Source organism: Pseudomonas sp. S3(2024) (assembly GCF_036861315.1).
GTDB classification, from domain to species: Bacteria; Pseudomonadota; Gammaproteobacteria; order Pseudomonadales; family Pseudomonadaceae; genus Aquipseudomonas; species Aquipseudomonas putida_A.
In genome coordinates this window covers 181,010-204,805 of sequence record NZ_JAZAQQ010000004.1, presented here as the reverse complement: position 1 = coordinate 204,805, position 23,796 = coordinate 181,010, and the positions used below count along the sequence as shown (strand labels likewise).

At 61.4% G+C, this 23,796-nt stretch carries 20 protein-coding genes; 14 read left to right on the top strand and 6 right to left on the bottom strand.

Annotated elements, in window-relative coordinates; all coding sequences use genetic code 11:
• The first annotated feature begins 81 nt into the window (after nt 1–81).
• On the top strand, nt 82–2,526 hold the full coding sequence (locus tag VLA07_RS12715; RefSeq protein WP_442969543.1) for a penicillin-binding protein 1A: 2,445 nt from the start codon (nt 82–84) through the stop codon (nt 2,524–2,526).
• 244 nt (nt 2,527–2,770) lie between these two features.
• On the opposite strand, the gene VLA07_RS12710 is transcribed toward VLA07_RS12715, so the two are convergent.
• From VLA07_RS12710 to rpmE, 3 genes are all read right to left on the bottom strand, one after another.
• Nucleotides 2,771–4,039, bottom strand: coding sequence for a malic enzyme-like NAD(P)-binding protein (locus VLA07_RS12710; RefSeq protein ID WP_003220889.1), 1,269 nt, complete (start codon nt 4,037–4,039; stop codon nt 2,771–2,773).
• A gap of 183 nt (nt 4,040–4,222) precedes the next feature.
• Nucleotides 4,223–5,005: a thermonuclease family protein gene (locus VLA07_RS12705; protein WP_333989488.1), complete on the bottom strand. Its 783-nt coding sequence runs from the start codon at nt 5,003–5,005 to the stop codon at nt 4,223–4,225.
• Between the two features lie 41 nt (nt 5,006–5,046).
• Nucleotides 5,047–5,262: a 50S ribosomal protein L31 gene (gene rpmE / locus VLA07_RS12700; protein ID WP_007968345.1), complete on the bottom strand. Its 216-nt coding sequence runs from the start codon at nt 5,260–5,262 to the stop codon at nt 5,047–5,049.
• 288 nt (nt 5,263–5,550) lie between these two features.
• Between rpmE and VLA07_RS12695 the strand changes: the two genes are divergently transcribed.
• The 10 genes from VLA07_RS12695 (at nt 5,551) to VLA07_RS12650 (ending at nt 18,537) form a co-directional block, all read left to right on the top strand.
• On the top strand, nt 5,551–7,770 hold the full coding sequence (locus VLA07_RS12695) for a primosomal protein N' (RefSeq protein WP_333989371.1): 2,220 nt from the start codon (nt 5,551–5,553) through the stop codon (nt 7,768–7,770).
• Between the two features lie 230 nt (nt 7,771–8,000).
• A complete protein-coding gene (gene argS, locus VLA07_RS12690) occupies nt 8,001–9,737 on the top strand; it encodes an arginine--tRNA ligase (protein ID WP_333989370.1) in 1,737 nt (578 codons plus the stop codon).
• Nucleotide 9,738: 1 nt separating this feature from the next.
• The gene (locus VLA07_RS12685) at nt 9,739–10,446 is read left to right on the top strand and encodes an SPOR domain-containing protein (RefSeq protein ID WP_041074932.1); all 708 of its coding nucleotides are present in this window, start codon (nt 9,739–9,741) and stop codon (nt 10,444–10,446) included.
• Nucleotides 10,447–10,680: 234 nt separating this feature from the next.
• Nucleotides 10,681–11,211, top strand: a complete 531-nt coding sequence (hslV, locus tag VLA07_RS12680) for an ATP-dependent protease subunit HslV (RefSeq protein WP_007968352.1) — start codon at nt 10,681–10,683, stop codon at nt 11,209–11,211.
• Nucleotides 11,212–11,266: 55 nt separating this feature from the next.
• Complete coding sequence (gene hslU, locus VLA07_RS12675) at nt 11,267–12,604, top strand: ATP-dependent protease ATPase subunit HslU (protein WP_007968354.1); 1,338 nt, start codon at nt 11,267–11,269, stop codon at nt 12,602–12,604.
• A gap of 143 nt (nt 12,605–12,747) precedes the next feature.
• Nucleotides 12,748–13,119, top strand: coding sequence for a gamma-butyrobetaine hydroxylase-like domain-containing protein (locus VLA07_RS12670; protein ID WP_177408978.1), 372 nt, complete (start codon nt 12,748–12,750; stop codon nt 13,117–13,119).
• Between the two features lie 257 nt (nt 13,120–13,376).
• Nucleotides 13,377–15,056 carry a class II poly(R)-hydroxyalkanoic acid synthase gene (phaC, locus tag VLA07_RS12665; RefSeq protein ID WP_103368730.1) on the top strand — a complete coding sequence of 560 codons (1,680 nt, stop codon included), beginning with the start codon at nt 13,377–13,379 and terminating at the stop codon, nt 15,054–15,056.
• A 153-nt stretch (nt 15,057–15,209) separates the two neighbouring features.
• Entirely contained in the window at nt 15,210–16,064 is an 855-nt protein-coding gene (gene phaZ, locus VLA07_RS12660; protein WP_027611303.1) for a poly(3-hydroxyalkanoate) depolymerase, read from the top strand.
• A 139-nt stretch (nt 16,065–16,203) separates the two neighbouring features.
• Nucleotides 16,204–17,886, top strand: a complete 1,683-nt coding sequence (gene phaC / locus VLA07_RS12655; RefSeq protein WP_003220865.1) for a class II poly(R)-hydroxyalkanoic acid synthase — start codon at nt 16,204–16,206, stop codon at nt 17,884–17,886.
• 30 nt (nt 17,887–17,916) lie between these two features.
• On the top strand, nt 17,917–18,537 hold the full coding sequence (locus tag VLA07_RS12650) for a TetR/AcrR family transcriptional regulator (protein ID WP_027611301.1): 621 nt from the start codon (nt 17,917–17,919) through the stop codon (nt 18,535–18,537).
• A gap of 200 nt (nt 18,538–18,737) precedes the next feature.
• On the opposite strand, the gene VLA07_RS12645 is transcribed toward VLA07_RS12650, so the two are convergent.
• The 3 genes from VLA07_RS12645 to VLA07_RS12635 form a co-directional block, all read right to left on the bottom strand.
• Nucleotides 18,738–19,649 (bottom strand): phasin family protein, encoded by a 912-nt coding sequence (locus tag VLA07_RS12645; protein WP_333989369.1) that lies wholly within the window; start codon nt 19,647–19,649, stop codon nt 18,738–18,740.
• Nucleotides 19,650–19,659: 10 nt separating this feature from the next.
• A complete protein-coding gene (locus VLA07_RS12640) occupies nt 19,660–20,082 on the bottom strand; it encodes a phasin family protein (RefSeq protein WP_095137995.1) in 423 nt (140 codons plus the stop codon).
• Nucleotides 20,083–20,326: 244 nt separating this feature from the next.
• Nucleotides 20,327–20,602 (bottom strand): polyhydroxyalkanoic acid system family protein, encoded by a 276-nt coding sequence (locus tag VLA07_RS12635; RefSeq protein ID WP_330206770.1) that lies wholly within the window; start codon nt 20,600–20,602, stop codon nt 20,327–20,329.
• A gap of 154 nt (nt 20,603–20,756) precedes the next feature.
• On the opposite strand from VLA07_RS12635, the gene ubiE reads away from it, so the two are divergent.
• Genes ubiE through ubiB form a run of 3 tightly spaced genes read left to right on the top strand, consistent with a single transcriptional unit; the run spans nt 20,757 to nt 23,751 of the window.
• Nucleotides 20,757–21,527 carry a bifunctional demethylmenaquinone methyltransferase/2-methoxy-6-polyprenyl-1,4-benzoquinol methylase UbiE gene (ubiE, locus tag VLA07_RS12630; protein WP_007961779.1) on the top strand — a complete coding sequence of 257 codons (771 nt, stop codon included), beginning with the start codon at nt 20,757–20,759 and terminating at the stop codon, nt 21,525–21,527.
• Nucleotides 21,527–22,150, top strand: a complete 624-nt coding sequence (locus tag VLA07_RS12625; RefSeq protein ID WP_007961778.1) for a ubiquinone biosynthesis accessory factor UbiJ — start codon at nt 21,527–21,529, stop codon at nt 22,148–22,150. The genes ubiE and VLA07_RS12625 overlap by 1 nt, the downstream gene beginning before the upstream one ends.
• Nucleotides 22,147–23,751, top strand: coding sequence for a ubiquinone biosynthesis regulatory protein kinase UbiB (ubiB, locus tag VLA07_RS12620; RefSeq protein WP_097087007.1), 1,605 nt, complete (start codon nt 22,147–22,149; stop codon nt 23,749–23,751). The genes VLA07_RS12625 and ubiB overlap by 4 nt, the downstream gene beginning before the upstream one ends.
• Nucleotides 23,752–23,796: the final 45 nt, after the last annotated feature.

Genomic DNA, 23,796 nt, shown 5'->3' with positions numbered 1-23,796 from the left:
ACTGCCGGCCCAGGTTGTTCTGTGTGTTACCGGAACCCTGTCGCCCAATTCATTCTTTGCCCTGGATGTTCAAAAGCCTTGATTCGTCTGCTGAAATTTTTCGGTTGGTCCATCGTCGCCGTTTTCTGCGGACTGCTTTTAGGTCTCAGCGGCGCGTTTCTTTACCTTAGTCCGGGTTTGCCGTCTGTGGAGGCGCTGAGAAGCATTCAGTTGCAGATTCCGCTCCGGGTCTACAGCAGCGACAACAAATTGATCGCAGAATTTGGCGAAATGCGCCGTACTCCGATCCGTTTCGCCGACATTCCACCCAATTTCATTAATGCGTTACTAAGTGCTGAAGACGACAATTTCGCCAACCACTATGGCGTCGATCCGAGCAGCCTGATGCGTGCCGCGACCCAACTGGTGAAAAGCGGGCACATTCAGTCCGGCGGCAGCACCATCACCATGCAGGTGGCGAAGAACTTCTTCCTGACCAGCGAACGCAGCTTCTCGCGCAAAACCACCGAGATTCTTCTGGCCCTGCAGATCGAGCGGCAGTTGACCAAGGACGAGATCCTCGAGCTGTACGTGAACAAGATTTATCTGGGTAACCGCGCCTACGGCATCGAGGCGGCGGCGCAGGTGTATTACGGTAAGTCGATCCGCGACGTCAGCCTGGCGCAGATGGCGATGATCGCCGGCCTGCCGAAAGCCCCGTCGCGCTTCAACCCGCTGGCCAACCCGGCGCGCAGCAAGGAGCGTCGCGACTGGATTCTCGGACGCATGTACAAGCTCGGGAAGATTTCCGAGGCTGACTACACCGCCGCGATCAACGAGCCGCTGAACGCCAGCTATCACGTGCCGACCCCGGAAGTGAACGCACCGTACATCGCCGAAATGGCCCGTGCCGAAATGGTCGGTCGCTATGGCAGCGACGCTTACACCGAAGGTTTCCGCGTCACCACCACGGTGCCGAGCAACCTGCAGGAAATGGCCAACACCGCGCTGCACGAAGGCCTGATGACCTACGACCAGCGCCATGGCTACCGTGGCCCTGAATCGCGTCTGCCGGGCAAGACCCACGAAGCCTGGGCGACCGAGCTGACCAAGCAGCGCACCATCAGCAGCCTGGAGCCGGCCATCGTCACCCAGGTCGACAAGAATGGCTTGCAGGTGCTGACCCGTACCGGCGAAGAACACGTCGCCTGGGACACCATGAAATGGGCGCGGCCGTTCCTCAACACCAACAGCATGGGCGCCGCACCGCGTCAGCCGTCGGATGTGGCGCAGGTCGGCGACCTGATTCGCGTGCAGCGTCAGCCGAACAATTCGCTGAAGTTCAGCCAGATTCCGCAGGCGCAAGGCGCGCTGGTGTCGCTGGATCCGCAGAACGGCGCGATTCGCTCGCTGGTCGGCGGCTTTGCGTTCGAGCAGAGCAACTACAACCGCGCCCTGCAGGCCAAGCGTCAGCCGGGTTCGAGCTTCAAGCCGTTCGTCTACAGTGCTGCACTGGACAGCGGTTATACCGCCGCGACGCTGGTCAACGATGCGCCGATCGTGTTCGTCGACGAGTACCTGGACAAGGTCTGGCGGCCGAAGAACGACACCAACACCTTCCTCGGCCCGATCCGTCTGCGTGAGGCGCTGTACAAGTCGCGCAACCTGGTGTCGATCCGTCTGCTGCAGGCGATGGGTGTGGGCAAGACCATCGACTACATCACCCGCTTCGGCTTCAACAAGCAGGATCTGCCACCGAACCTGTCGCTGGCGCTGGGCACCGCGACCCTGACTCCGATGGAAATCGCTACCGGCTGGAGCACCTTCGCCAACGGCGGCTACAAGATCACCCCGTACATCATCGACAAGATCGAAAGCCGCAACGGTGACACGCTGTTCGTCGCCAACCCGCCGACCGTGCCACAGGGTGGCTCGGCGACCGATGGCATCGCGGCACCGACACCTCAGTCGATCACCGTCAACGCCGCTCCGGTTCCGGGTGAAGCACCGGGCACTGCCACTGCGCCACAAGCGCCGGCCGTGGCTGAGCGGATCGTCGATGGCCGTACCACGTACATCCTCAACAGCATGCTGCAGGACGTGATCAAGCTCGGCACCGGTCGCCGCGCACTGGCCATGGGCCGCAGCGACATCGCGGGCAAGACCGGTACCACCAACGAATCGAAAGATGCGTGGTTCTCCGGTTACAACGCCGATTACGTGACCACCGTGTGGACCGGCTTCGACCAGCCGGAAAGCCTCGGCCGCCGCGAGTTTGGTGGCACCGTGGCGTTGCCGATCTGGATGAACTACATGTCTGCCGCGCTCAAGGACAAGCCGCCGCACGTACAGCCTGAGCCGGAAGGCATTCTCAGCCTGCGGGTGGATCCGGTCAGCGGTCGTGCCGCCACCCCGAGCACGCCGGGCGCGTACTTCGAGCTGTTCAAGTCCGAAGACACGCCGCCCTCGGTGAATGAACTGGGCAACGGCGCCGTACCGGGCAGCCCGCTGCCGGCGGATGAGCAGGCGCCGATCGATCTGTTCTGATCAATGCGCCCCAAAAAGCCCCGCCTTCGAAAGAAGTGCGGGGCTTTTTATGCCTGTGATTTTATGTTGTCTGGGCCGGCCTCTTCGCGAGCAAGCCCGCTCCCACAGTGAGCGAGTTGTAGCCACAAAACCTGTGGGAGCGGGCTTGCTCGCGAAGAGGCACTGAAGAACACCACAAATCACACTGGCACAAAAAAGCCCCGACTCTCACAAGCCGGGGCTTTCGTTGAAGCGCTACAACGGCTTAGCCGTTGAACACGTCATCCACGCTTTTCAGCGGGTAGTTCTTCGGATACGGCAGGGTCGCCACACCGGTCTCGATCGCGGCCTTGGCCACAGCGTCGGAGATCAGGGTGATCAGGCGCTTGTCCATTGGCTTCGGAATGATGTACTCACGACCGAATTCCAGCGGCGCACCACCGTAGGCGTCGCACACGTCCTGTGGCACTGGCAGTTTGGCCAGTTCACGCAGGGCGTTGGCCGCAGCCACTTTCATTTCTTCGTTGATGCGCTTGGCGCGAACGTCCAGGGCACCACGGAAGATGAACGGGAAGCCCAGAACGTTGTTGACCTGGTTCGGGTAGTCGGAACGACCGGTGGCCATGATCACGTCGCTGCGGGTGGCGTGTGCCAGCTCCGGGGAGATTTCCGGATCCGGGTTCGAGCAGGCGAAGACGATCGGGTTGGCCGCCATCGACAGCAGACCTTCAGCGCTCAGCAGGTTCGGACCGGACAGGCCGACGAACACGTCAGCGCCTTTCAGAGCATCAGCCAGGCTGCGCTTGTCGGTGGCGTGAGCGAACACGGCTTTGTACTGGTTCAGGTCATCACGGCCGGAGTGGATCACGCCGGTACGGTCAACCATGAAGATGTTTTCGATTTTTGCGCCCATGCTCACCAGCAACTTCATGCAGGAGATGGCCGCAGCGCCGGCGCCGAGGCAGACGATTTTGGCTTCCGGCAGGGTTTTGCCGGCGATTTCCAGGGCGTTGATCATGCCCGCAGCGGTCACGATCGCGGTGCCGTGCTGGTCATCGTGGAATACCGGAATGTCGCACTGCTCGATCAGAGCACGTTCGATCTCAAAGCACTCAGGCGCCTTGATGTCTTCCAGGTTGATGCCGCCGAAAGTGATGGAGATGCGTTTTACGGTGTCGATGAAGGCTTGCGGGCTTTCGGAGTCGACTTCGATGTCGAATACGTCGATACCGGCGAAGCGCTTGAACAGTACACCTTTACCTTCCATCACTGGCTTGGAGGCCAGTGGGCCGAGGTTACCCAGGCCCAGAATCGCGGTGCCATCGGAAATGACTGCAACCAGGTTGCCCTTGCCGGTGTATTTGTAGGCCAGTTCAGGATCGCGGGCGATCTCACGCACTGGTTCAGCTACGCCGGGGCTGTAGGCCAGCGACAGGTCGCGGGCGGTAGCAGTGGCCTTGGTGAGCTCGACACTCAGCTTCCCTGGACGAGGATTGGCATGATATTCGAGAGCGGCAGTTTTCAGATCAGACATTTTGGCATTCCGCTTTTTACTGTTGGACAGACTGGTCAGCGAGGATACGCGCCTCGCAAAGTCCCCACAAGACTGAGCGGTCACCCCTGTCAAGCGCCCTGTCCTACGACTTTGGGCCAAGAGCCACGGCGCACAAGGGCTGGACTGTTCACAATCGATAGAAAAAATGTCTACAATTTTTCTTCAGCGCGCGCTTTGCAGCATCGACGGATCGGTCAACGGCAGCAGCCAACGCGGCTGACCCGGTTTCAACCCGCCACGCCGCGAACGGTCGACGATCCAGCCGCGAGCCTCGATCTGCCTGCCCTGCAGCGTCTGCAACCGGGCGTTGTCGAATTGTCTGACGAGATTGGGTGCAACGCGCAGTACAACCGAGTCCTGCAACTCGATCCAGATTCCGCCGCGATTGCGCTGAACCTTGCTCACACGCCCACTGACCACGGCGAAACCCGAAGTGCGGATCTGCTCCGCTTTCAGTACAGGTGACTGGCGCCACAGGCCCCGACCGGCCTGCCGGGCGCTGCGTTCGGCCGCCTGCTGACAGGCCACAAGATCGACATTCGGTGCCACCGCCACCTGAAAACCAAGGCCGTCGGCGAGCATTTGCGCTTCAAGATTGGTGCCGTTGGTGCTGTAGACATGCGCGAGGGTGCGACCGTAATGGTCTTTGGCCTGCTTGCCTGGGAGCAGACCGACCCGACCGCCGCTGTCCGCCACCAGTACTTCAAGGCGTTTACGTGCCGCCACGGCGAAGGGTTCGTCACTGCGGCCCTGCTTGCCCAACTCCGGCGTGTTGAGACCGATCATCCGCACACTGCGCCCATCGCTCAGGCGTAGCGTGTCGCCATCGACCACGCGCTGGACGCTGACACTGCTGAGGCCGGCAGGCGTGGGGCAAAACGCCTGGGCAGCGGACAGCCAAATCGCGGACACAAAAAAGGCGCCCACAAGGGACGCCTTTTTCATCAGCCTGGAGAAACCGTCGAAGTTTTCCAGAATGACCAATCTTACTTCTTGGCGCCGAAGGCACCGAAACGGTCGGCGAACTTCTGAACGCGGCCACCGGTGTCCAGAGTCTTCTGCTTACCGGTGTAGAACGGGTGGCACTCGTTGCAAACGTCGATCGCCAGGGCTTTGCCGAAGGTCGAACGGGTTTCGAACTTGTTGCCGCAGCTGCAGGTTACTGCAACTTCTGGGTAATTCGGGTGGATATCAGCTTTCATGATGTCTTCCTCAGCTAGCGTGCCGCCACCCAACACTATTGTTGAATACCGCACGTAATTAGGCCGCGGATTCTACCAGACAATGTCAATCGCGCAAGCTGTCCCTGAGACCGACCGTCTGCTAGGCTCCCGGCCCATTGCGCTGTCCCTGTGGGAGCGAGCCTGCTCGCGAAGACGATCTATCAGCCAGCATATCAGCCGCCTGATACACCGCTTTCGCGAGCAGGCTCGCTCCCACAGGTTATATACGCAGTCCTTTTAATCGCCTGCTGATCGAGATCCCCCCGCGTGCCCGACGCCATTCTGCGCCTCGCCCTGCCTTCGCCCCTGCGCCGCCTGTTCGACTATCGGGCCCCGGCCGGGGTGTCGCGTGCCCAGTTGCAACCGGGCATGCGCCTGCGGGTGCCGTTCGGGCGGCGGGAGATGATCGGGATTCTGGTCGAGATCACCGACACCAGCGACGTGCCGCTGGAGAAACTCAAACCGGCGCTGGCCCTGCTCGATGTCGAACCGCCGCTGCCGCCCGCACTGTTCAAGCTGTGTCTGTGGACGTCGCAGTATTACCAGCACAGCCTCGGCGACGCCTTGAGCTGGGCGCTGCCGGTGCTGCTGCGTCAGGGCGAACTGGCCGAGGCGCGACAGGAGCGTTTCTGGTCAGTCGCGCCCGGCGCCAGCCTCGATGATCCGCGCGTCGCCCGCGCGCCACGGCAACGGGAAGCACTGGCAACACTGGCGCAGCACCCGCACGGCGTGGCCCATCAGTTGTTGAGCAAGCTGATGCTGAGCAAGGACAGCCTCGACCTGCTGCTGGCCAAGGGTCTGGTGCAAGTGGAGATTCGTCGGCACGCCCCTGGCGTGCGCCATGAACATTGGTTGGCGCAACCGGAGTTGCCGCTGAACACCGAACAACGCGCCGCTTACGAAGCGATCCGTGCCGGGTTCGACAGTTATCACGCGTTTCTGCTGGCCGGGGTCACGGGCAGCGGCAAGACCGAAGTCTATTTGCAACTGATCCGCGAAACCCTCGAAGCCGGCAAGCAGGCACTGGTGCTGATCCCGGAGATCAACCTCGGCCCGCAGACCCTGGCGCGTTTCGAGCAGCGCTTCAACGCACGCATCGCCCTGCTGCATTCGGCGGTCAACGACCGTGAGCGTCTCGACGCCTGGCTCGCTGCCCGCGACGGCGAGGCCGACATTATTATCGGCACCCGCTCGGCGCTGTTCACCCCGATGAAGAACCCGGGGCTGATCATCATCGACGAAGAGCACGACGGCTCCTATAAACAGCAGGAAGGCCTGCGCTACCACGCCCGGGATCTGGCACTGGTGCGCGCGCGACAGGAAAACATCCCGATCGTCCTCGGGTCCGCCACGCCTTCACTGGAAAGCCTGCACAACGCCTACACCGGTCGTTATGGCCTGCTGCGTCTCAACGAGCGAGCCGGCGGTGCCAAGCAACCACGTTTCCTGCGGCTGGACGTGAAAAGCCGTCCGCTGGACAGCGGCATTTCCGGGCCGATGCAACAAGCCATCGGCCAGACCCTCGCGGCGGGCCAGCAGGTGCTGGTGTTCCTCAACCGGCGCGGCTTTGCGCCGACGTTGCTGTGCCACGATTGCGGCTGGATGTCCGAGTGCTCGCGCTGCGATGCGCGAATGACCGTGCACCAGCGCTACGGCGAACTGCGCTGCCACCACTGTGGCAACGTCGAGCGCACGCCGCGCCAATGCCCCAAGTGCAACAAGGTCGATTTGCGACCGGTCGGCGCCGGCACCGAGCGCGCCGAAGAACGCCTGGCGATTCTGTTCCCGGACTACCCGGTACTGCGCGTCGACCGCGACAGCACTTCGCGCAAGGACGCGATGAATCAACTGTTCGCGACGATTCAGAAGGGCCAGCCATGCATTCTGGTCGGCACGCAGATGTTGGCCAAGGGGCACCACTTCCCGCGGGTCACGCTGGTGTCGATTCTGGATGCCGACGGCGGACTGTTCTCCGGCGACTTCCGTGCCAGCGAGCGCATGGCGCAATTGATCGTGCAGGTCGCCGGGCGCGCCGGGCGGGCGGAGGAGCCGGGCAAGGTGATCATCCAGACCCACCTGGCCGACCATCCTTTATTGGTGCAACTGACCGAGCAGGGTTACTTCGCTTTCGCCGAGCAGGCCTTGAGCGAGCGCCGGGCTGCCGGACTGCCACCATTTTCACACTTGGCCCTGTTGCGTGCCGAAGCGCACAAACCGGGGCAGGCCGAAGGTTTTCTCGATGAGGCATGCAGCGCGGCCGAACGCTTGCTGGTCGAGCAGAATCTGAGCGGCATCGAATTGCTCGGGCCGGTGCCGGCGCCGATGGAGCGCCGCGCCGGTCGCTATCGTGCACAGTTGTTGGTGCAGGCGGCAGCCCGGGCCCCGCTGCATCGGTTGCTCGCCAGCTGGTTGCTGGAGCTGGAGCAGATGCCGAGCGGGCGGGCGGTGCGCTGGTCGCTGGATGTCGATCCCGTGGATCTGTATTGATCTGAAAATCGCCTTCGCGAGCAAGCCCGCTCCCACAGGGTATGAGCCAGACAAATGAACGCCGCTGATCCATTGTGGGAGCGGGCTTGCTCGCGAAGAGGCCCGAATTGTCACCACATATCCATAAGCTGCCTGCTAAGGTTGGCAAGCCCGTCTTCGCAACGGATAATGCCCAGTTTTTCCACCCGCGCATCGATGCGCCGCCGCGCTTGCGGTCGAAAGAGAAGACCATGAAAGACACCATTCGCCAGCTGATCCAACAAGCCCTCACCCAACTCGTCAACGAAGGTGTGTTGCCTGAAGGCCTGTCGCCGGCGATTCAGGTGGAGAACGCCCGCGACAAAACCCACGGCGACTTCGCCAGCAACATCGCCATGATGCTGGCCAAGCCTGCGGGCATGAAGCCGCGCGATCTGGCGGAGAAAATCATCGCTGCGCTGCCGGCCGACGAGAACGTCACAAAGGCCGAAATCGCCGGTCCGGGCTTCATCAATTTCTTCCAGAACACCCAGGCCCTCGCCTCGCGCCTCGACGCCGCTCTGGCCGACGCTAACGTTGGCGTGCGCAAGGCCGGCCCGGCGCAGCGCACCGTGGTCGACCTGTCGGCACCGAACCTGGCCAAAGAGATGCACGTCGGCCACTTGCGCTCGACCATCATCGGCGACGGCGTGGCCCGTGTGCTCGAGTTCCTTGGCGACGAAGTGATCCGCCAGAACCACGTGGGCGACTGGGGCACCCAGTTCGGCATGTTGATGGCGTATCTGCAGGAAAACCCGATCACCAGCGACGAGCTGTCCGATCTGGAAAACTTCTACCGCGCCGCCAAGCAGCGTTTCGATGAATCCGAAGAGTTCGCCGACCGCGCCCGTGGTCTGGTGGTCAAGCTGCAGGCCGGCGATGCCGAGTGCCTGGCGCTGTGGACCAAGTTCAAGGACATCTCGCTGTCGCACTGCCAGAAGATCTACGAACTGCTCAACGTCAAACTGACCATGGCCGACGTGATGGGCGAAAGCGCCTACAACGACGACCTGATCAACGTGGTCAACGACCTGAAAGCCGCCGGCATGCTGGTCGAGAGCAACGGCGCCCAGTGCGTGTTCCTCGACGAGTTCAAGAACGCCGACGGCGATCCGCTGCCAGTGATCATCGTCAAGGCTGACGGCGGTTACCTGTACGCCACCACTGACCTGGCGGCCGTGCGCTACCGCAGCGGCAAGCTCAAGGCTGACCGCGCACTGTACTTCGTCGACCAGCGTCAGGCCCTGCACTTCCAGCAAGTGTTCGCCGTGGCGCGCAAGGCCGGTTTCGTGACCCATCCGATGGAAATGGAGCACATGGGCTTCGGCACCATGAATGGCGCCGACGGCCGTCCGTTCAAGACCCGTGACGGCGGCACCGTGAAGCTGATCGATTTGCTGACCGAAGCCCAGGAACGTGCCTACAACCTGGTCAAAGAGAAGAACCCGACACTGGCCGAAGACGAACTGCGCAACATCGCCAAGGTTGTCGGCATCGGTGCGGTGAAATACGCCGACCTGTCCAAGCACCGCACCAGCGACTACAGCTTCAACTTCGACCTGATGCTGAATTTCGAAGGCAACACCGCGCCGTACCTGTTGTACGCCTACACCCGTGTGGCCGGGGTGTTCCGCAAACTGGGCAAGGACTTCAGCGAAGTCGAGGGCCAGATCGTCCTCGAAGCGGCGCACGAGCAAGAGCTGGCGGCGAAGCTGGCGCAGTTCGGCGAAGTGCTGAACAACGTCGCGGAAAAAGGCACACCGCACATCCTCTGCACCTATCTGTATGACGTCGCCGGTCTGTTCTCCAGCTTCTACGAGAACTGCCCGATCCTCGCCGCCGAGACGCCGGCCCAGATGCAGAGCCGTCTGCGTCTGGCCGCGCTGACCGGTCGTACTCTCAAGCAAGGCCTGGAGCTGCTGGGCCTGGAAACTCTGGAGCGCATGTAAGTTGGCTGCCAAGAAAAAACCTGCACCCAAGCGTGGCGCCAGCCGTTACCAAGCTCCTGCAAAGCAACCGATCCCGGGCTGGCTGTGGATGGCCATCGGCCTGACGGTCGGTGCGTTCATCGTATTTCTGATGAAACTGGAGCCAGGCAAGGGCAGCGACACGGTCAAGCGCGAGAAAGTCGAGCAGGCGCAGCAGCAGAAAGCGTCGAAGATCGCCGAGGCCAACAAGACCCCGCCGAGCCCGACGCAACCGGTGAAGCCGAAGTACGACTTCTACACCTTGCTGCCGGAATCGGAAGTGATCGTGCCGCCGGATGCCGTGCCGGAGAAAACCCTGCCGACGCCACAAGTGCCGACCACGCCGGTCACCCCGGCGGAAGCGGCGAAGATCGATACCGCGCGGGCGCAGGCTGCGCTGTCAGGTATTACCCCGCCGCCAGCGCCACCGGTGGCGAAAGCGGCGCCGGTGACCAAGTTCTTCCTCCAGGCCGGCTCGTTCCGCAAAGAGGCGGACGCGGACAAGGTGCGGGCGCAGATCATTCTGCTCGGCCAGGCCGTTTCGGTTGAGTCGGGCACGGTGAAGGATGAAACCTGGTACCGCGTATTGGTCGGCCCGTTCAGCAACCGCGAACAGCTGACGACTGCGCAGAAACAACTGGCCGGCAGCGGCTTCAGCAACCTGTTGTTACAACAACGCCAGAGCCGCTGATTCCGTCAGTCGCATCGCGTCATCGTTCATTCGCGAGCAGGCTCGCTCCCACAGGAATCACGCAGTCCCTGTGGGAGCGAGCCTGCTCGCGAAGGCGTCATAACCGGCACAACATATTCCCGGTCTGTCCTCCGCCGTTCGTCCCCCTGCGCCCTCCCCGGTTGAAATCCCCTCCAGCACCCCCATATGAATGGGCATAAGGCATTTTCGCCCCGCTGCGTGGAGACTCTTCCCTTGACCACCATCGTTTCAGTCCGCCGCCACGGCAAAGTCGTCATGGGCGGCGACGGCCAGGTTTCTCTCGGCAACACCGTGATGAAAGGCAACGCCAAAAAGGTGCGTCGCCTGTACCACGGCCAGGTCATCGCCGGTTTCGCCGGTGCCACCGCCGACGCCTTCACCCTGTTCGAACGTTTCGAAGGCCAGCTTGAGAAACACCAGGGCCACCTGATCCGCGCCGCTGTCGAACTCGCCAAAGAATGGCGCACCGACCGCTCCCTGAGCCGCCTCGAAGCCATGCTCGCGGTCGCCAACAAGGACGCCTCGCTGATCATCACCGGCAACGGTGACGTGGTCGAACCCGAAGACGGCCTGATCGCCATGGGTTCCGGCGGCGCCTACGCGCAAGCCGCAGCCAGCGCGCTGTTGAAAAAGACCGACCTGTCGGCCCGTGAGATCGTCGAAACTGCCCTCGGTATCGCCGGCGACATCTGTGTATTCACCAACCACACCCAGACCATTGAGGAGCAGGATCTCGCTGAATAAGCCTGACGCGGCCAAAGTGCCACGGCTTGTTTCTGCTTGAGGACCGTCAATTACTATGTCCATGACTCCCCGCGAAATCGTCCACGAACTCAACCGCCATATCATCGGCCAGGACGATGCCAAGCGCGCCGTCGCGATTGCCCTGCGCAACCGCTGGCGCCGCATGCAGCTGCCTGAAGAGCTGCGCGTTGAAGTGACCCCGAAAAACATCCTGATGATCGGCCCGACCGGTGTCGGTAAAACCGAGATCGCCCGTCGCCTGGCGAAACTGGCCAACGCGCCGTTCATCAAGGTCGAAGCGACCAAATTCACCGAAGTCGGCTACGTTGGCCGTGACGTCGAATCGATCATCCGTGATCTGGCCGACGCCGCGATCAAGATGCTCCGCGAGCAGGAAATGACCCGCGTGCGTCACCGTGCCGAAGACGCTGCCGAGGATCGTATCCTCGACGCACTGCTGCCACCGGCGCGCATGGGCTTCAGCAATGAAGAAGCACCGAGCAGCGATTCCAACACCCGTCAGCTGTTCCGCAAGCGCCTGCGCGAAGGCCAGTTGGACGACAAGGAAATCGAGATCGAAGTCGCCGAAGTGGCCGGCATCGAAATCGCCACGCCGCCTGGCATGGAAGAAATGACCAGCCAGCTGCAGAACCTGTTCGCCAACATGGGCAAGGGCAAGAAGAAAGCTCGCAAGCTCAAGGTCAAAGAAGCGCTGAAACTGGTGCGCGACGAAGAGGCCGGGCGTCTGGTCAACGAAGAAGAGTTGAAGGCCAAGGCGCTGGAAGCGGTCGAGCAACACGGCATCGTGTTCATCGACGAAATCGACAAGGTCGCCAAGCGCGGCAATGTCGGCGGCGCCGACGTGTCCCGTGAAGGCGTACAGCGCGACCTGCTGCCGCTGATCGAGGGCTGCACCGTCAACACCAAGCTGGGCATGGTCAAGACCGACCACATCCTGTTCATCGCCTCCGGCGCGTTCCACCTGAGCAAGCCGAGCGATCTGGTGCCGGAGCTGCAAGGCCGTCTGCCGATCCGTGTCGAGCTCAAGGCGCTGAGCCCGGAAGACTTCGAGCGCATCCTCAGCGAGCCGCACGCATCGCTCACCGAGCAATATTGCGCGCTGCTGAAAACCGAAGGCCTGAACATCCAGTTCCAGCCGGAAGGCATCAAGCGTCTGGCGGAGATCGCCTGGCAGGTCAACGAGAAAACCGAGAACATCGGTGCCCGTCGTCTGCACACGCTGCTCGAGCGTCTGCTGGAAGAGGTATCGTTCAGCGCCGGCGACCTGGCCAGTGCGCATGATGACAAGCCGATCCTGATCGATGCTGCGTACGTCAACAGCCATCTGGGCGAATTGGCGCAGAACGAAGACCTGTCCCGTTATATCCTGTAGGTCACTCTTACAGATGTAATGGAACTGTGGGAGCGAGCCTGCTCGCGAAGACGGCAGTACATTCAACCGTTGCGTTGACTGAACCACCGCATTCGCGAGCAGGCTCGCTCCCACAAGGTTCCGCACAAGACGGAAACCTGCTCATGATCCCCACCGACATCAAACTGCACAAAGCCTCGAAAACCCTGACGCTCAAATACGCGTCCGGCGAGGAGTACACCCTGCCCGCCGAATTCCTGCGCGTGCATTCCCCTTCCGCCGAGGTCCAGGGCCACGGCAAACCGATCCTGCAATTCGGCAAGCTCAATGTCGGCCTCAGCGGCCTGGAACCGGCCGGTCAGTACGCACTGAAACTGACCTTCGACGACGGTCACGACAGCGGCCTGTTCACCTGGGATTATCTCTACGAGCTGGGGCGACGTCATGACGCACTCTGGGCCGATTATCTGGCCGAGCTCAAAGCGGCCGGGAAAACCCGCGATCCGGACCAGTCAATCGTCAAGCTGATGCTCTAGTCCAAGACTCTTGCTCTTTAGAGGGCATTTTCTAAATTCATCTGTTTGAATGCTCTGCTGTGTGGCCGAGGATCGGCCTGCTTGCGAAAAAAATTAAACTCGGGTAACCAATGGAGCTGGCAAGTTCCCTGCAGTGCTCTACGACTGTAAAGCAGCTATGCAGAATTAACGGTCACCCGAGCAGTAGTACCTGGCATTCGCTGTGGAACTGCACAGCAGAAACCGGGTACTCGTCTCAGGACAATGGAGCGTCGTAGATGAGTAACAAGAATAACGATGACCTGAAGTACCAAGCCTCGGAAAACACCCTGGGGCTTAATCCCGTCGTTGGGCTGCGCGGAAAGGATCTGCTGGCCTCTGCTCGAATGGTGCTGACCCAGGCCATCAAACAACCGATCCATAGCGTCAAGCACGTGACCCATTTCGGTCTTGAACTGAAGAATGTGCTGTTCGGCAAATCCGAACTGCAACCGGCCAGCGATGATCGTCGCTTCGCTGATCCGGCGTGGAGTCAGAACCCGCTCTACAAACGTTATCTGCAAACTTACCTGGCGTGGCGCAAGGAGCTCCATTCCTGGATCGACGACAGCAGCCTGTCACCCAAAGACATCGCGCGCGGCCACTTCGTGATCAACCTGATGACCGAAGCCATGGCCCCGACCAACACCGCCGCCAACCCGGCGGCGGTCAAACGCTTCTTCGAGACCGGCGGCAAAAGCCTGCTCGATGGCCTCTCGCATCTGGCCAAGGATCTGGTGCACAACGGCGGCATGCCGAGCCAGGTCAACATGGGCGCATTCGAGGTCGGCAAGAGCCTTGGCGTGACCGAAGGCGCGGTGGTGTTTCGCAACGACGTGCTGGAGCTGATCCAGTACAAGCCGATCACCGAACAGGTCCATGAGCGGCCATTGCTTGTGGTGCCGCCACAGATCAACAAGTTCTATGTTTTCGACCTGAGCCCGGACAAGAGTCTCGCGCGCTTCTGCCTGCGTAATAACGTGCAGACTTTCATCGTCAGCTGGCGCAACCCGACCAAGGCCCAGCGCGAGTGGGGCCTGTCGACCTACATCGATGCGCTGAAAGAAGCAGTCGACGTGGTCACCGCCATCACCGGCAGCAAAGACGTGAACATGCTCGGCGCCTGCTCCGGCGGCATCACCTGCACCGCCCTGCTCGGCCACTATGCCGCCCTCGGCGAAAACAAGGTCAACGCCCTGACCCTGCTGGTCAGCGTGCTCGACACCACCCTGGACAGCGACGTCGCCCTGTTCGTCGACGAACAGACGCTGGAAACCGCCAAGCGCCATTCGTATCAGGCCGGCGTGCTCGAAGGCAAAGACATGGCCAAGGTCTTCGCGTGGATGCGCCCCAACGACCTGATCTGGAACTACTGGGTCAACAACTACCTGCTCGGTAACGAGCCGCCGGTGTTCGACATCCTGTTCTGGAACAACGACACCACCCGGTTGCCGGCCGCGTTCCACGGCGATCTGATCGAGATGTTCAAAAACAACCCACTGATCCGCCCCAATGCACTGGAAGTGTGCGGCACGCCGATCGACCTCAAGCAGGTCACCGCCGACATCTTCTCGCTGGCCGGCACCAACGACCACATCACCCCGTGGAAGTCCTGCTACAAGTCGGCGCAGCTGTTTGGTGGCAAGGTCGAGTTCGTGCTGTCGAGCAGCGGGCACATCCAGAGCATCCTGAACCCGCCGGGCAACCCGAAATCGCGCTACATGACCAGCGAAGGCATGGCCGCCAATGCCGACGAATGGCAAGAGAACTCGACCAAGCACACTGATTCCTGGTGGCTGTACTGGCAGGCGTGGCAGGCCGAACGCTCGGGCAATCTGAAAAAGGCGCCACTGAAACTGGGCAACAAGGCGTATCCGGCAGGCGAGGCCTCGCCGGGCACCTACGTTCACGAGCGGTAACTGACACACCTCATGCCCCTGTGGGAGCGGGCTTGCTCGCGAAAGCGGTTGATCAGCCAACATCATTGGCGACTGACACGACGCCTTCGCGAGCAAGCCCGCTCCCACAAGGGATTGGAGGTGATATTGAGATTGACCCACAGGGCCTGAAGCATGCCGCAACCGTTCATTTTCCGTACCGTCGATCTGGATGGGCAGACCCTCCGCACCGCGGTACGCCCCGGCAAGCCTCATTTGACGCCCTTGCTGATTTTCAACGGCATCGGCGCCAACCTGGAGCTGGTGTTTCCGTTTGTCGCGGCGCTGGACCCGGATCTGGAAGTGATCGCCTTCGACGTACCCGGTGTCGGCGGCTCGTCGACGCCCAACCGGCCTTATCGCTTTCCCGGGCTGGCGAAGCTGACGGCGCGGATGCTCGACTACCTCGACTACGGTCAGGTCAACGTGATCGGCGTGTCGTGGGGCGGCGCGCTGGCGCAGCAATTCGCCCACGACTACCCCGAACGCTGCAAGAAACTGGTGCTGGCGGCGACCGCGGCCGGCGCCTTCATGGTGCCGGGCAAGCCGAAAGTGCTGTGGATGATGGCCAGCCCACGCCGCTACATCCAGCCATCGCACGTGATCCGCATCGCGCCGTTGATTTACGGCGGCTCGTTCCGCCGCGACCCGACGCTGGCCGCCAGCCATGCGGCGAAAGTGCGTTCGGCGGGCAAGCTCGGTTACTACTGGCAGCTGTTCGCCGGCCTCGGCTGGACCAGCATTCACTGGCTGCACAAGATCCATCAGCCGACCCTGGTGCTGGCCGGCGACGACGATCCACTGATCCCGCTGATCAACATGCGCATGCTCGCCTGGCGGATTCCCAACGCCCAACTGCACATCATCGACGACGGTCATCTGTTCCTGATCACCCGCGCCGAAGCCGTGGCGCCGATCATCATGAAATTCCTTGAGGAGGAACGGCAGCGCGCCGTGATGCACCCGCACCCGACCCCGCTGGGCGGATAAATCACGGCGGCAGGCTTTATGCAAGGTTTTGAACAAAGTGCGCGGCAGGACGCCGCGCAGGCAGCAACCCGTAACAGCGACTATGGTGTTCTGGTTCGGTGAGTTTGTTTTTGACCTGAAGACGAAGGAGTGTTGAGTCATGCGCGACAAACCTGCGACGGGCGTAGTGCCCAGTCCCGCCGTGTTCATCAATGCACAAAGTGCAATGACCGGCCTGCGTGGGCGGGACCTGCTCTCGACCTTGCGCAGCGTCGCCGCCCACGGTCTGCGCAACCCGATTCACAGCGCGAAGCACGCCTTGAAACTCGGTGGCCAGCTCGGTCGCGTGCTGCTCGGTGAAACCCTGCACCCGACCAACCCGCAGGACGCGCGGTTCGCCGATCCGGCGTGGAGCCTCAATCCGTTCTACCGGCGCAGTCTGCAGGCGTATCTGGCCTGGCAGAAACAGGTCAAGAGCTGGATCGATGAAAGCAGCATGAGCGAGGACGATCGCGCTCGCGCGCACTTCGCGTTCACCCTGCTCAACGATGCCGTCGCGCCCTCCAATACCTTGCTCAATCCGTTGGCGGTCAAGGAGCTGTTCAATTCCGGCGGCCAGAGTCTGGTGCGCGGCCTGAGCCATCTGTTTGATGATCTGCTGCACAACGATGGCCTGCCACGCCAGGTTACCAAGCAGGCGTTCGAGGTCGGCAAGACCGTCGCCACCACCACCGGTGCGGTGGTGTTTCGCAACGAGCTGCTGGAGCTGATCCAGTACAAGCCGATGAGCGAAAAACAGTACGCCAAGCCGTTGCTGGTGGTGCCGCCGCAAATCAACAAGTACTACATTTTCGACCTCAGCCCGCAGAACAGCTTTGTCCAGTACGCGCTGAAAAACGGCCTGCAGACCTTCATGATCAGTTGGCGCAACCCGGACGTACGCCACCGGGAATGGGGCCTCTCGACCTACGTCGAAGCCGTGGAAGAAGCGATGAACATCTGCCGGGCGATCACCGGCGCGCGCGAGGTGAATCTGATGGGTGCCTGCGCCGGTGGCCTGACCATCGCCGCGCTGCAGGGTCATCTGCAGGCGAAACGGCAACTGCGACGGATCTCCAGTGCGACCTATCTGGTCAGCCTGCTCGACAGTGAGATCGAAACCCCGACCACGCTGTTCGCCGACGAACAGACCATCGAAGCGGCCAAACGCCGCTCCTACCAGCGAGGCGTGCTCGACGGTCGCGACATGGCCAAGGTGTTCGCCTGGATGCGGCCCAACGATTTGATCTGGAGCTACTTCGTCAATAACTACCTGCTCGGCAAAGAGCCGCCGGCCTTCGACATTCTCTACTGGAACAACGATAACACTCGCCTGCCCGCCGCGTTCCACGGCGACCTGCTGGACTTCTTCAAACACAACCCGCTGACCCACCCGGGTGGCCTGGAAGTCTGCGGTACGCCGATCGATCTGCAGAAAGTCACCGTCGACAGCTTCAGCGTGGCCGGCATGAACGACCACATCACGCCGTGGGACGCGGTGTACCGCTCGACCCTGCTGCTCGGTGGCGAGCGGCGTTTCGTACTGTCCAACAGTGGGCACGTGCAGAGCATCCTCAACCCGCCGAGCAACCCGAAAGCCAATTACGTCGAGAACGGCAAGCTGAGCAGCGATCCGCGCGCCTGGTACTACGACGCCAAGCGCGTCGACGGCAGTTGGTGGCCGCAGTGGCTGGAGTGGATACAGCAGCGCTCCGGCACGCAGCACGAAACCACGTTTACCCTCGGCAACCCGAATTATCCACCGATGGAGGCAGCACCCGGCACCTACGTGCATGTGCGCTGACGCTTAACCGAACTTTTCTAAGAAGACTGGATGAAAACCCGCGACCGGATTCTCGAATGTGCCCTGCAACTGTTCAACGAAAAGGGTGAGCCCAACGTCTCCACCATGGAAGTTGCCAACGAAATGGGGATCAGCCCCGGCAATCTCTACTACCACTTTCACGGCAAGGAGCCGTTGATTCTCGGCCTGTTCGAACGCTTCCAGAACGAACTGGCGCCGCTGCTCGATCCGCCATCGGATGCCGAGCTGGCGCCGGAGGATTACTGGCTGTTTCTGCACCTGATCGTCGAGCGCCTGGCGCAGTACCGGTTTCTGTTCCAGGACCTGTCGAACCTCGCCGGGCGCCTGCCGAAACTGGCCAAGGGCATTCGCAACCTGCTCAACGCCCTCAAGCGCACGCTGGCGTCCTTGCTGGCGCGGTTGAAGGCTTCGGGGCAACTGGTCAGTGACACCCAGGCGTTGGGGCAACTGGTGGAACAGATCACCCTGACCCTGCTGTTCTCGCTGGACTATCAACGGATTCTCGATCGTGAAGGCGAGGTCAAACTGGTGGTGTACCAGATCATGATGCTGGTGGCGCCGCATCTGCTGCCGCCGGTGAAAGTCGCTACTGAACGGATGGCATTGCAGTACCTCGAAGATCACGAATGAATGGGCTACACATTGTCCTCCCCCAGTGGGAGCGGGCTTGCTCGCGAAAGCGGTGGCTCAGCCAACATCAATGCTGAATGACACACCGCCTTCGCGAGCAAGCCCGCTCCCACAGGAGAATGGCGCTGTTCCAGCGATTATCTGCACAAACAAAAACGCCCGACCTTCACAGGCCGGGCGTTTTGTTTTGCCCTGAAAAATCAGGACTGACTGGTTGGCGTCGACGGGGTCGATGCAGCAGTCGGGGTGGCTACCGGAGTCGGTGCAGCGGCGGAGTTCGACGCGCTGGCCGGGGTTGCCGGGGTGGCTGGCTTGGCTGCTGCGGGTGCAGCTGGCTTCGGCGCAGCGGCCTTCGGCGCGGCCGGTTTTTTCACTGCCGGTTTTTTCGCCGCAGCCGGTTTGGCCGAAGGTTTGGCAGCCGGTTTCGCGGTAGCGGTTTTCGCTGCTGGCTTGGCGGCTGGTTTGGCCGCGGACTTGGCCGCAGGTTTCGCAGCCGCTTTGGCAGCAACCGGTTTCGCGGCAGCCTTGGCGGCTGGTTTGGCAGCGGCCGTTTTAGCAGCAGGCTTGGCGGCAGCGGTTTTTGCCGCGGGCTTGGCCGCAGCTTTGGCAGCTGGTTTCGCAGCCGCTTTAGCCAATGGCTTGGCGGCGGTTTTGGCTGCCGGTTTGGCCGCTGCGGTTTTCGCCGCGACCGGTTGGGTTTTCAGACCGGTGAGTTTCTCGATCTGCTTGGTCAGGGTCTCGACCTTGCTGTGCAGCGCTTTGACTTCATTGCGGCTAGGCACACCCAGGCGCGAAATCGCGCTGTTCAGGCGCTTGTCGAAAGCCCCTTCCAGCTCGTCCCACTTGCCCAGTGCGCGATCTTTCACGCCGCTGATGCGCGACTTGGCCGAAGAAGCGGAATCCTTGGCGGCATCGACTTTCTTGCCGACTGCCGACTTGGTGAGCTTCTCGGCTTTCTCGCCGTCTTTGACCAGTGACTCGAAGAGCTTGCTGCCGTCAGTGTCGATCTTCGAGTACACGCCTAAACCAGCCAGCCAGATTTTGCGGGAGTAGTCTTCGACTTTCCCAATCCACGAGCTGCCTTCTTTATCGGTGTTCTTTTTACCAGCCATCCCGTTCTCCTTAAGATTTACGCGCGACGCGTTCGAGCAATGCCGTCAGCTCATCGAGCTTAGCAGAGAGTGTCTCAACGTCATGTTTAGACGGAATGCCGATACGATTCAAGGCGCTTGCTACACGGGAGTCGAACGCCTTCTCGACCTTGTCGAGCTGAACTTCGACGCGACCTTTGAACGAGCTGACTTCATCCCTGGCTTCGTCGATCTCGGCATTGGCGGCTTCGAGTTTTTCGGTGACGACTCTTTTGCCTTTCTTTTCAACAGTTTGACCAGCCTTGATCAGCTCTTGAAAGTAGTCGCTGCCCTCTTGGCCGACCTTGGTGTAGGCACCCAGGCCTGCCAGCCAGATCTTGCGGGCATAGGATTTGACGTCGCTCAGAGCAGAAGTCGAAGCGTCGATTTTTTTCTTCAGAATGACTTTGGCCATGGTGCACCTCACGCGCAGAAGGTTTGAGGAACTGCCCGCAAAAGTGTCGGGCTCAGGCACAAAGTAGGGAGAAAAATTAGAAACGGCACCCTAACAACTGACATAAACAGCAGGGGCACCACAAAACAAATGTGGGAGCGGGCTTGCTCGCGAATGCGGTGTACCAGTCACGAGAAATGTCGACTGTTGCACCGCATTCGCGAGCAAGCCCGCTCCCACAGGAGAATTTCAATTCCGGCAGAAATCAGACCAGCGCTTTGTCCAGCGCCTTCTCGATCTCGGCTTTGATCATGCCGCTCATGGCCGACATCATGATGCCCAGTTCCACGTCGACGCGGATCGAGTCGTCGGCCACATGCACCGCGCCTTTCACGCCCGAGCGCTTGAGGTTCAGGGTGTCGCCCGACCACTGCGGCTTCAGACCATATTGATCGGAGAGTTTCTGCGCCAGCTTGTCGGCCTTCTCGCGGGCGGCTTCCTTGCCCAGGCTGTGGGCACGCTCAACACTGATTTTGGCCATCGAATGACTCCTGCTTGATGAATAGGTGACGGTAAATCTTGACCGCGTCTGCGGCAAATCGTCCCGAAGGTCGCCCATCTTACCTTTAGCCATTCCAAGACAAAGCATGGCTTGGGGATTAGAATGTCGCGCATTCTCTTTTGGTGACAGCGATATGACTGATCAGCGCAAAGGCAGCGATGCCGAACCCACCACTCACTTCGGCTTCAAAAACGTTCCGGAAAGCCAGAAAGCGGAAAAAGTCGCTGAGGTGTTCCACTCCGTAGCCGCGAAGTACGACCTGATGAACGACCTTCTGTCGGGCGGCATGCACCGTCTGTGGAAGCGTTTCGCGATCGAACTGTCTGGCGTGCGTGCAGGCAACCGCGTGCTCGACATCGCCGGCGGTACCGGTGATCTGACCAAAAAATTCTCCCACCTGGTTGGCCCGACCGGTCAGGTGGTATTGGCCGACATCAATGAATCGATGCTCAAGGTCGGCCGTGACCGTCTGCTGGATCTGGGTGTGTCGGGCAACGTCGAATTCGTTCAGGCGGACGCGGAAAAACTGCCGTTCCCGGACAACCATTTCGACTGCGTGACCATCGCCTTCGGCCTGCGCAACGTGACGCACAAAGAAGACGCCCTGCGCTCGATGCTGCGCGTGCTCAAGCCCGGCGGCCGCCTGCTGGTGCTGGAGTTCTCCAAGCCGACCAACGCGCTGATGTCGAAAGCCTACGACGCCTACTCGTTCGCCTTCATGCCACTGATGGGCAAGCTGATCACCAACGACTCGGAAAGCTATCGCTACCTGGCCGAATCGATCCGCATGCACCCGAATCAGGAAACCCTGAAGTCGATGATGGTCGACGCCGGTTTCGACCGCGTGACCTATCACAACATGACCGCAGGCATCGTCGCCCTGCACCGCGGCATCAAGCCCTGATGTTGCTCACCGGGCTGCTTGCCAGCGTCGAACTCGGTCTGAACCGGGTGCTGCGTCTCGACAGCACGGCGCTGCCGCGGCTGGCGCATCTGACTGGCAAAGTGATTGCCGTCGATTGCCGCAGCCCGGCGCTGCAACTGTTCATCCTGCCCAGCGATGAGGGCCTGATGCTCGCCTCGCACTGGGAAACCGGCGTCGACTGCACCCTGCGCGCCCCGGCCTCGAGCCTGGTAAAACTGGCCGTGAGCAAAGACAAGACCGCGGTGCTGCACGCCCCGGAAGTCGAGCTCGACGGTGACAGCGGCGTGCTGCTGGAACTGGCCGGGGTGCTGCAGGACCTCGAGCTGGACTGGGAGTACGAACTCTCGCGCTGGCTCGGACCGGTCGCCACGCAACTGATTGGCGGTCACCTGCGCAGCCGCGCACGCTGGTATCAACAAGGATTTGCCAGCCTCAACCAGAACCTCGCCGAATACCTCGCCGAAGAATCGCGCACCCTCGTCGGGCAGCGCGAAGCCGAAGCGCGGTTCAGCGAACTGGACCGGATCAAAGTTGATCTGGAACGTCTCGAGGCGCGTTTCGAGCGCCTTTCCCGATCCCTCGACCCAAGCGATAACGCATGAAGCTGCTTGCCGTCCGCCGTCTGTTGCGCATCCAGCGCGTCGTGATCCGCTACCGCCTCGATGACCTGCTGTTCGAGCTGCCGCTGCCCTGGTTCCTCCTGGCGCTGCGCTATGTGCTGCCGTGGCGCTGGTTGCCGCGCAAGCAGTTGGAGCTGAGCCGTGGTGCGCGCCTGCGTCTGGCGCTGCAGGATCTGGGGCCGATTTTCATCAAGTTCGGGCAGATTCTCTCGACCCGCCGCGACCTGCTGCCGGAAGACATCGCCGATGAGCTGATGCTGCTGCAGGACCGCGTGCCACCGTTCGATTCGCAGCTGTCGATCAAGCTGATCGAAGAACAGCTGGGCAAGAAGATCAGCGAAGTGTTCAGCCGTTTCGACGTCGAACCGCTGGCCTCGGCCTCGGTGGCGCAGGTGCATGCCGCGCAACTGAAAACCGGCGAAGAAGTGGTGGTCAAGGTGATCCGCCCGGGCCTGAAACCGGTGATCGCCCAGGACCTGGCGTGGCTGTTCATCCTCGCCCGCGCCGCCGAAAAGGTCTCCGCCGACGCCCGCCTGCTGCACCCGGTGGACGTGGTGCAGGACTACGAAAAAACCATCTACGACGAACTCGACCTGCTGCGCGAGGCGGCCAACGCCAGCCAGTTGAAGCGCAACTTCGAAGGCTCGCCGCTGCTTTACGTGCCGCAAGTCTATTGGGACTGGTGCCGGCCGAAAGTGCTGGTGATGGAGCGCATCTACGGGATTCAGGTGACGGATCTGGCGACCCTCGCCGACCAGCGCACCGACATGAAAATGCTCGCCGAGCGCGGCGTGGAGATCTTCTTCACCCAAGTGTTCCGCGACAGTTTCTTCCACGCCGACATGCACCCGGGCAACATCTTCGTCAGCACCGTCAACCCGTGGAGCCCGCAGTACATCGCGATCGACTGCGGCATCGTCGGCAGCCTGACCCCGGAAGACCAGGACTACCTGGCACGCAACCTGTTCGCTTTCTTCAAGCGCGATTACCGCCGTGTGGCGCAGTTGCACATCGATTCGGGCTGGGTGCCGGCGGAAACCAAACTCAACGAATTCGAAGCGGCGATCCGCACCGTATGCGAACCGATCTTCGAAAAACCGTTAAAAGATATTTCATTTGGCCAGGTGCTGATGCGCCTGTTCCAGACCGCACGGCGCTTCAACATGGAAGTCCAGCCTCAACTGGTTCTGCTGCAGAAGACTCTGTTGAACATCGAGGGCCTCGGTCGTCAGCTGTACCCGGATCTGGATCTGTGGAACACCGCGCAGCCGTTCCTTGAGCGCTGGATGCGCGAGCGCGTCAGCCCGAAAGCCTTGCTCGGCAACGTGCAGAGCCAGTTCGAACAGCTGCCGCACCTGGCCAACATGGCTCGCGATCTGCTCGAACGCATGTCGCAACCGCACGCCTACGACCCGCCGCCACCGTGGCACAAACGCAAGGACGACTGGTTCCTGCGCCTGCTCGGTTGCGCGCATCTGGCCGGCGGCACGATCCTCGCCGCGGGTGGCCCGCTGCACGAACTGGGGCATTGGCCGGCGGGCATCATGGTGGCAGTCGGCTTGTATCTGGTCGTTCGCCGATAGCCAGTTCGCTGATCGGCTGGCACACTGTTTCAACGCCTGAACCTG

What these genes read in the sequence shown, in the direction of transcription:
- VLA07_RS12710 (WP_003220889.1), bottom strand. Translation starts at nt 4,039, where the DNA reads ATGTCTGATCTGAAAACTGCCGCTCTCGAATATCATGCCAATCCTCGT.
- VLA07_RS12705 (WP_333989488.1), bottom strand. Translation starts at nt 5,005, where the DNA reads ATGAAAAAGGCGTCCCTTGTGGGCGCCTTTTTTGTGTCCGCGATTTGG.
- rpmE (WP_007968345.1), bottom strand. Translation starts at nt 5,262, where the DNA reads ATGAAAGCTGATATCCACCCGAATTACCCAGAAGTTGCAGTAACCTGC.
- argS (WP_333989370.1), top strand. Translation starts at nt 8,001, where the DNA reads ATGAAAGACACCATTCGCCAGCTGATCCAACAAGCCCTCACCCAACTC.
- hslU (WP_007968354.1), top strand. Translation starts at nt 11,267, where the DNA reads ATGTCCATGACTCCCCGCGAAATCGTCCACGAACTCAACCGCCATATC.
- VLA07_RS12670 (WP_177408978.1), top strand. Translation starts at nt 12,748, where the DNA reads ATGATCCCCACCGACATCAAACTGCACAAAGCCTCGAAAACCCTGACG.
- phaC (WP_103368730.1), top strand. Translation starts at nt 13,377, where the DNA reads ATGAGTAACAAGAATAACGATGACCTGAAGTACCAAGCCTCGGAAAAC.
- phaZ (WP_027611303.1), top strand. Translation starts at nt 15,210, where the DNA reads ATGCCGCAACCGTTCATTTTCCGTACCGTCGATCTGGATGGGCAGACC.
- phaC (WP_003220865.1), top strand. Translation starts at nt 16,204, where the DNA reads ATGCGCGACAAACCTGCGACGGGCGTAGTGCCCAGTCCCGCCGTGTTC.
- VLA07_RS12650 (WP_027611301.1), top strand. Translation starts at nt 17,917, where the DNA reads ATGAAAACCCGCGACCGGATTCTCGAATGTGCCCTGCAACTGTTCAAC.
- VLA07_RS12645 (WP_333989369.1), bottom strand. Translation starts at nt 19,649, where the DNA reads ATGGCTGGTAAAAAGAACACCGATAAAGAAGGCAGCTCGTGGATTGGG.
- VLA07_RS12640 (WP_095137995.1), bottom strand. Translation starts at nt 20,082, where the DNA reads ATGGCCAAAGTCATTCTGAAGAAAAAAATCGACGCTTCGACTTCTGCT.
- VLA07_RS12635 (WP_330206770.1), bottom strand. Translation starts at nt 20,602, where the DNA reads ATGGCCAAAATCAGTGTTGAGCGTGCCCACAGCCTGGGCAAGGAAGCC.
- ubiE (WP_007961779.1), top strand. Translation starts at nt 20,757, where the DNA reads ATGACTGATCAGCGCAAAGGCAGCGATGCCGAACCCACCACTCACTTC.
- VLA07_RS12625 (WP_007961778.1), top strand. Translation starts at nt 21,527, where the DNA reads ATGTTGCTCACCGGGCTGCTTGCCAGCGTCGAACTCGGTCTGAACCGG.
- ubiB (WP_097087007.1), top strand. Translation starts at nt 22,147, where the DNA reads ATGAAGCTGCTTGCCGTCCGCCGTCTGTTGCGCATCCAGCGCGTCGTG.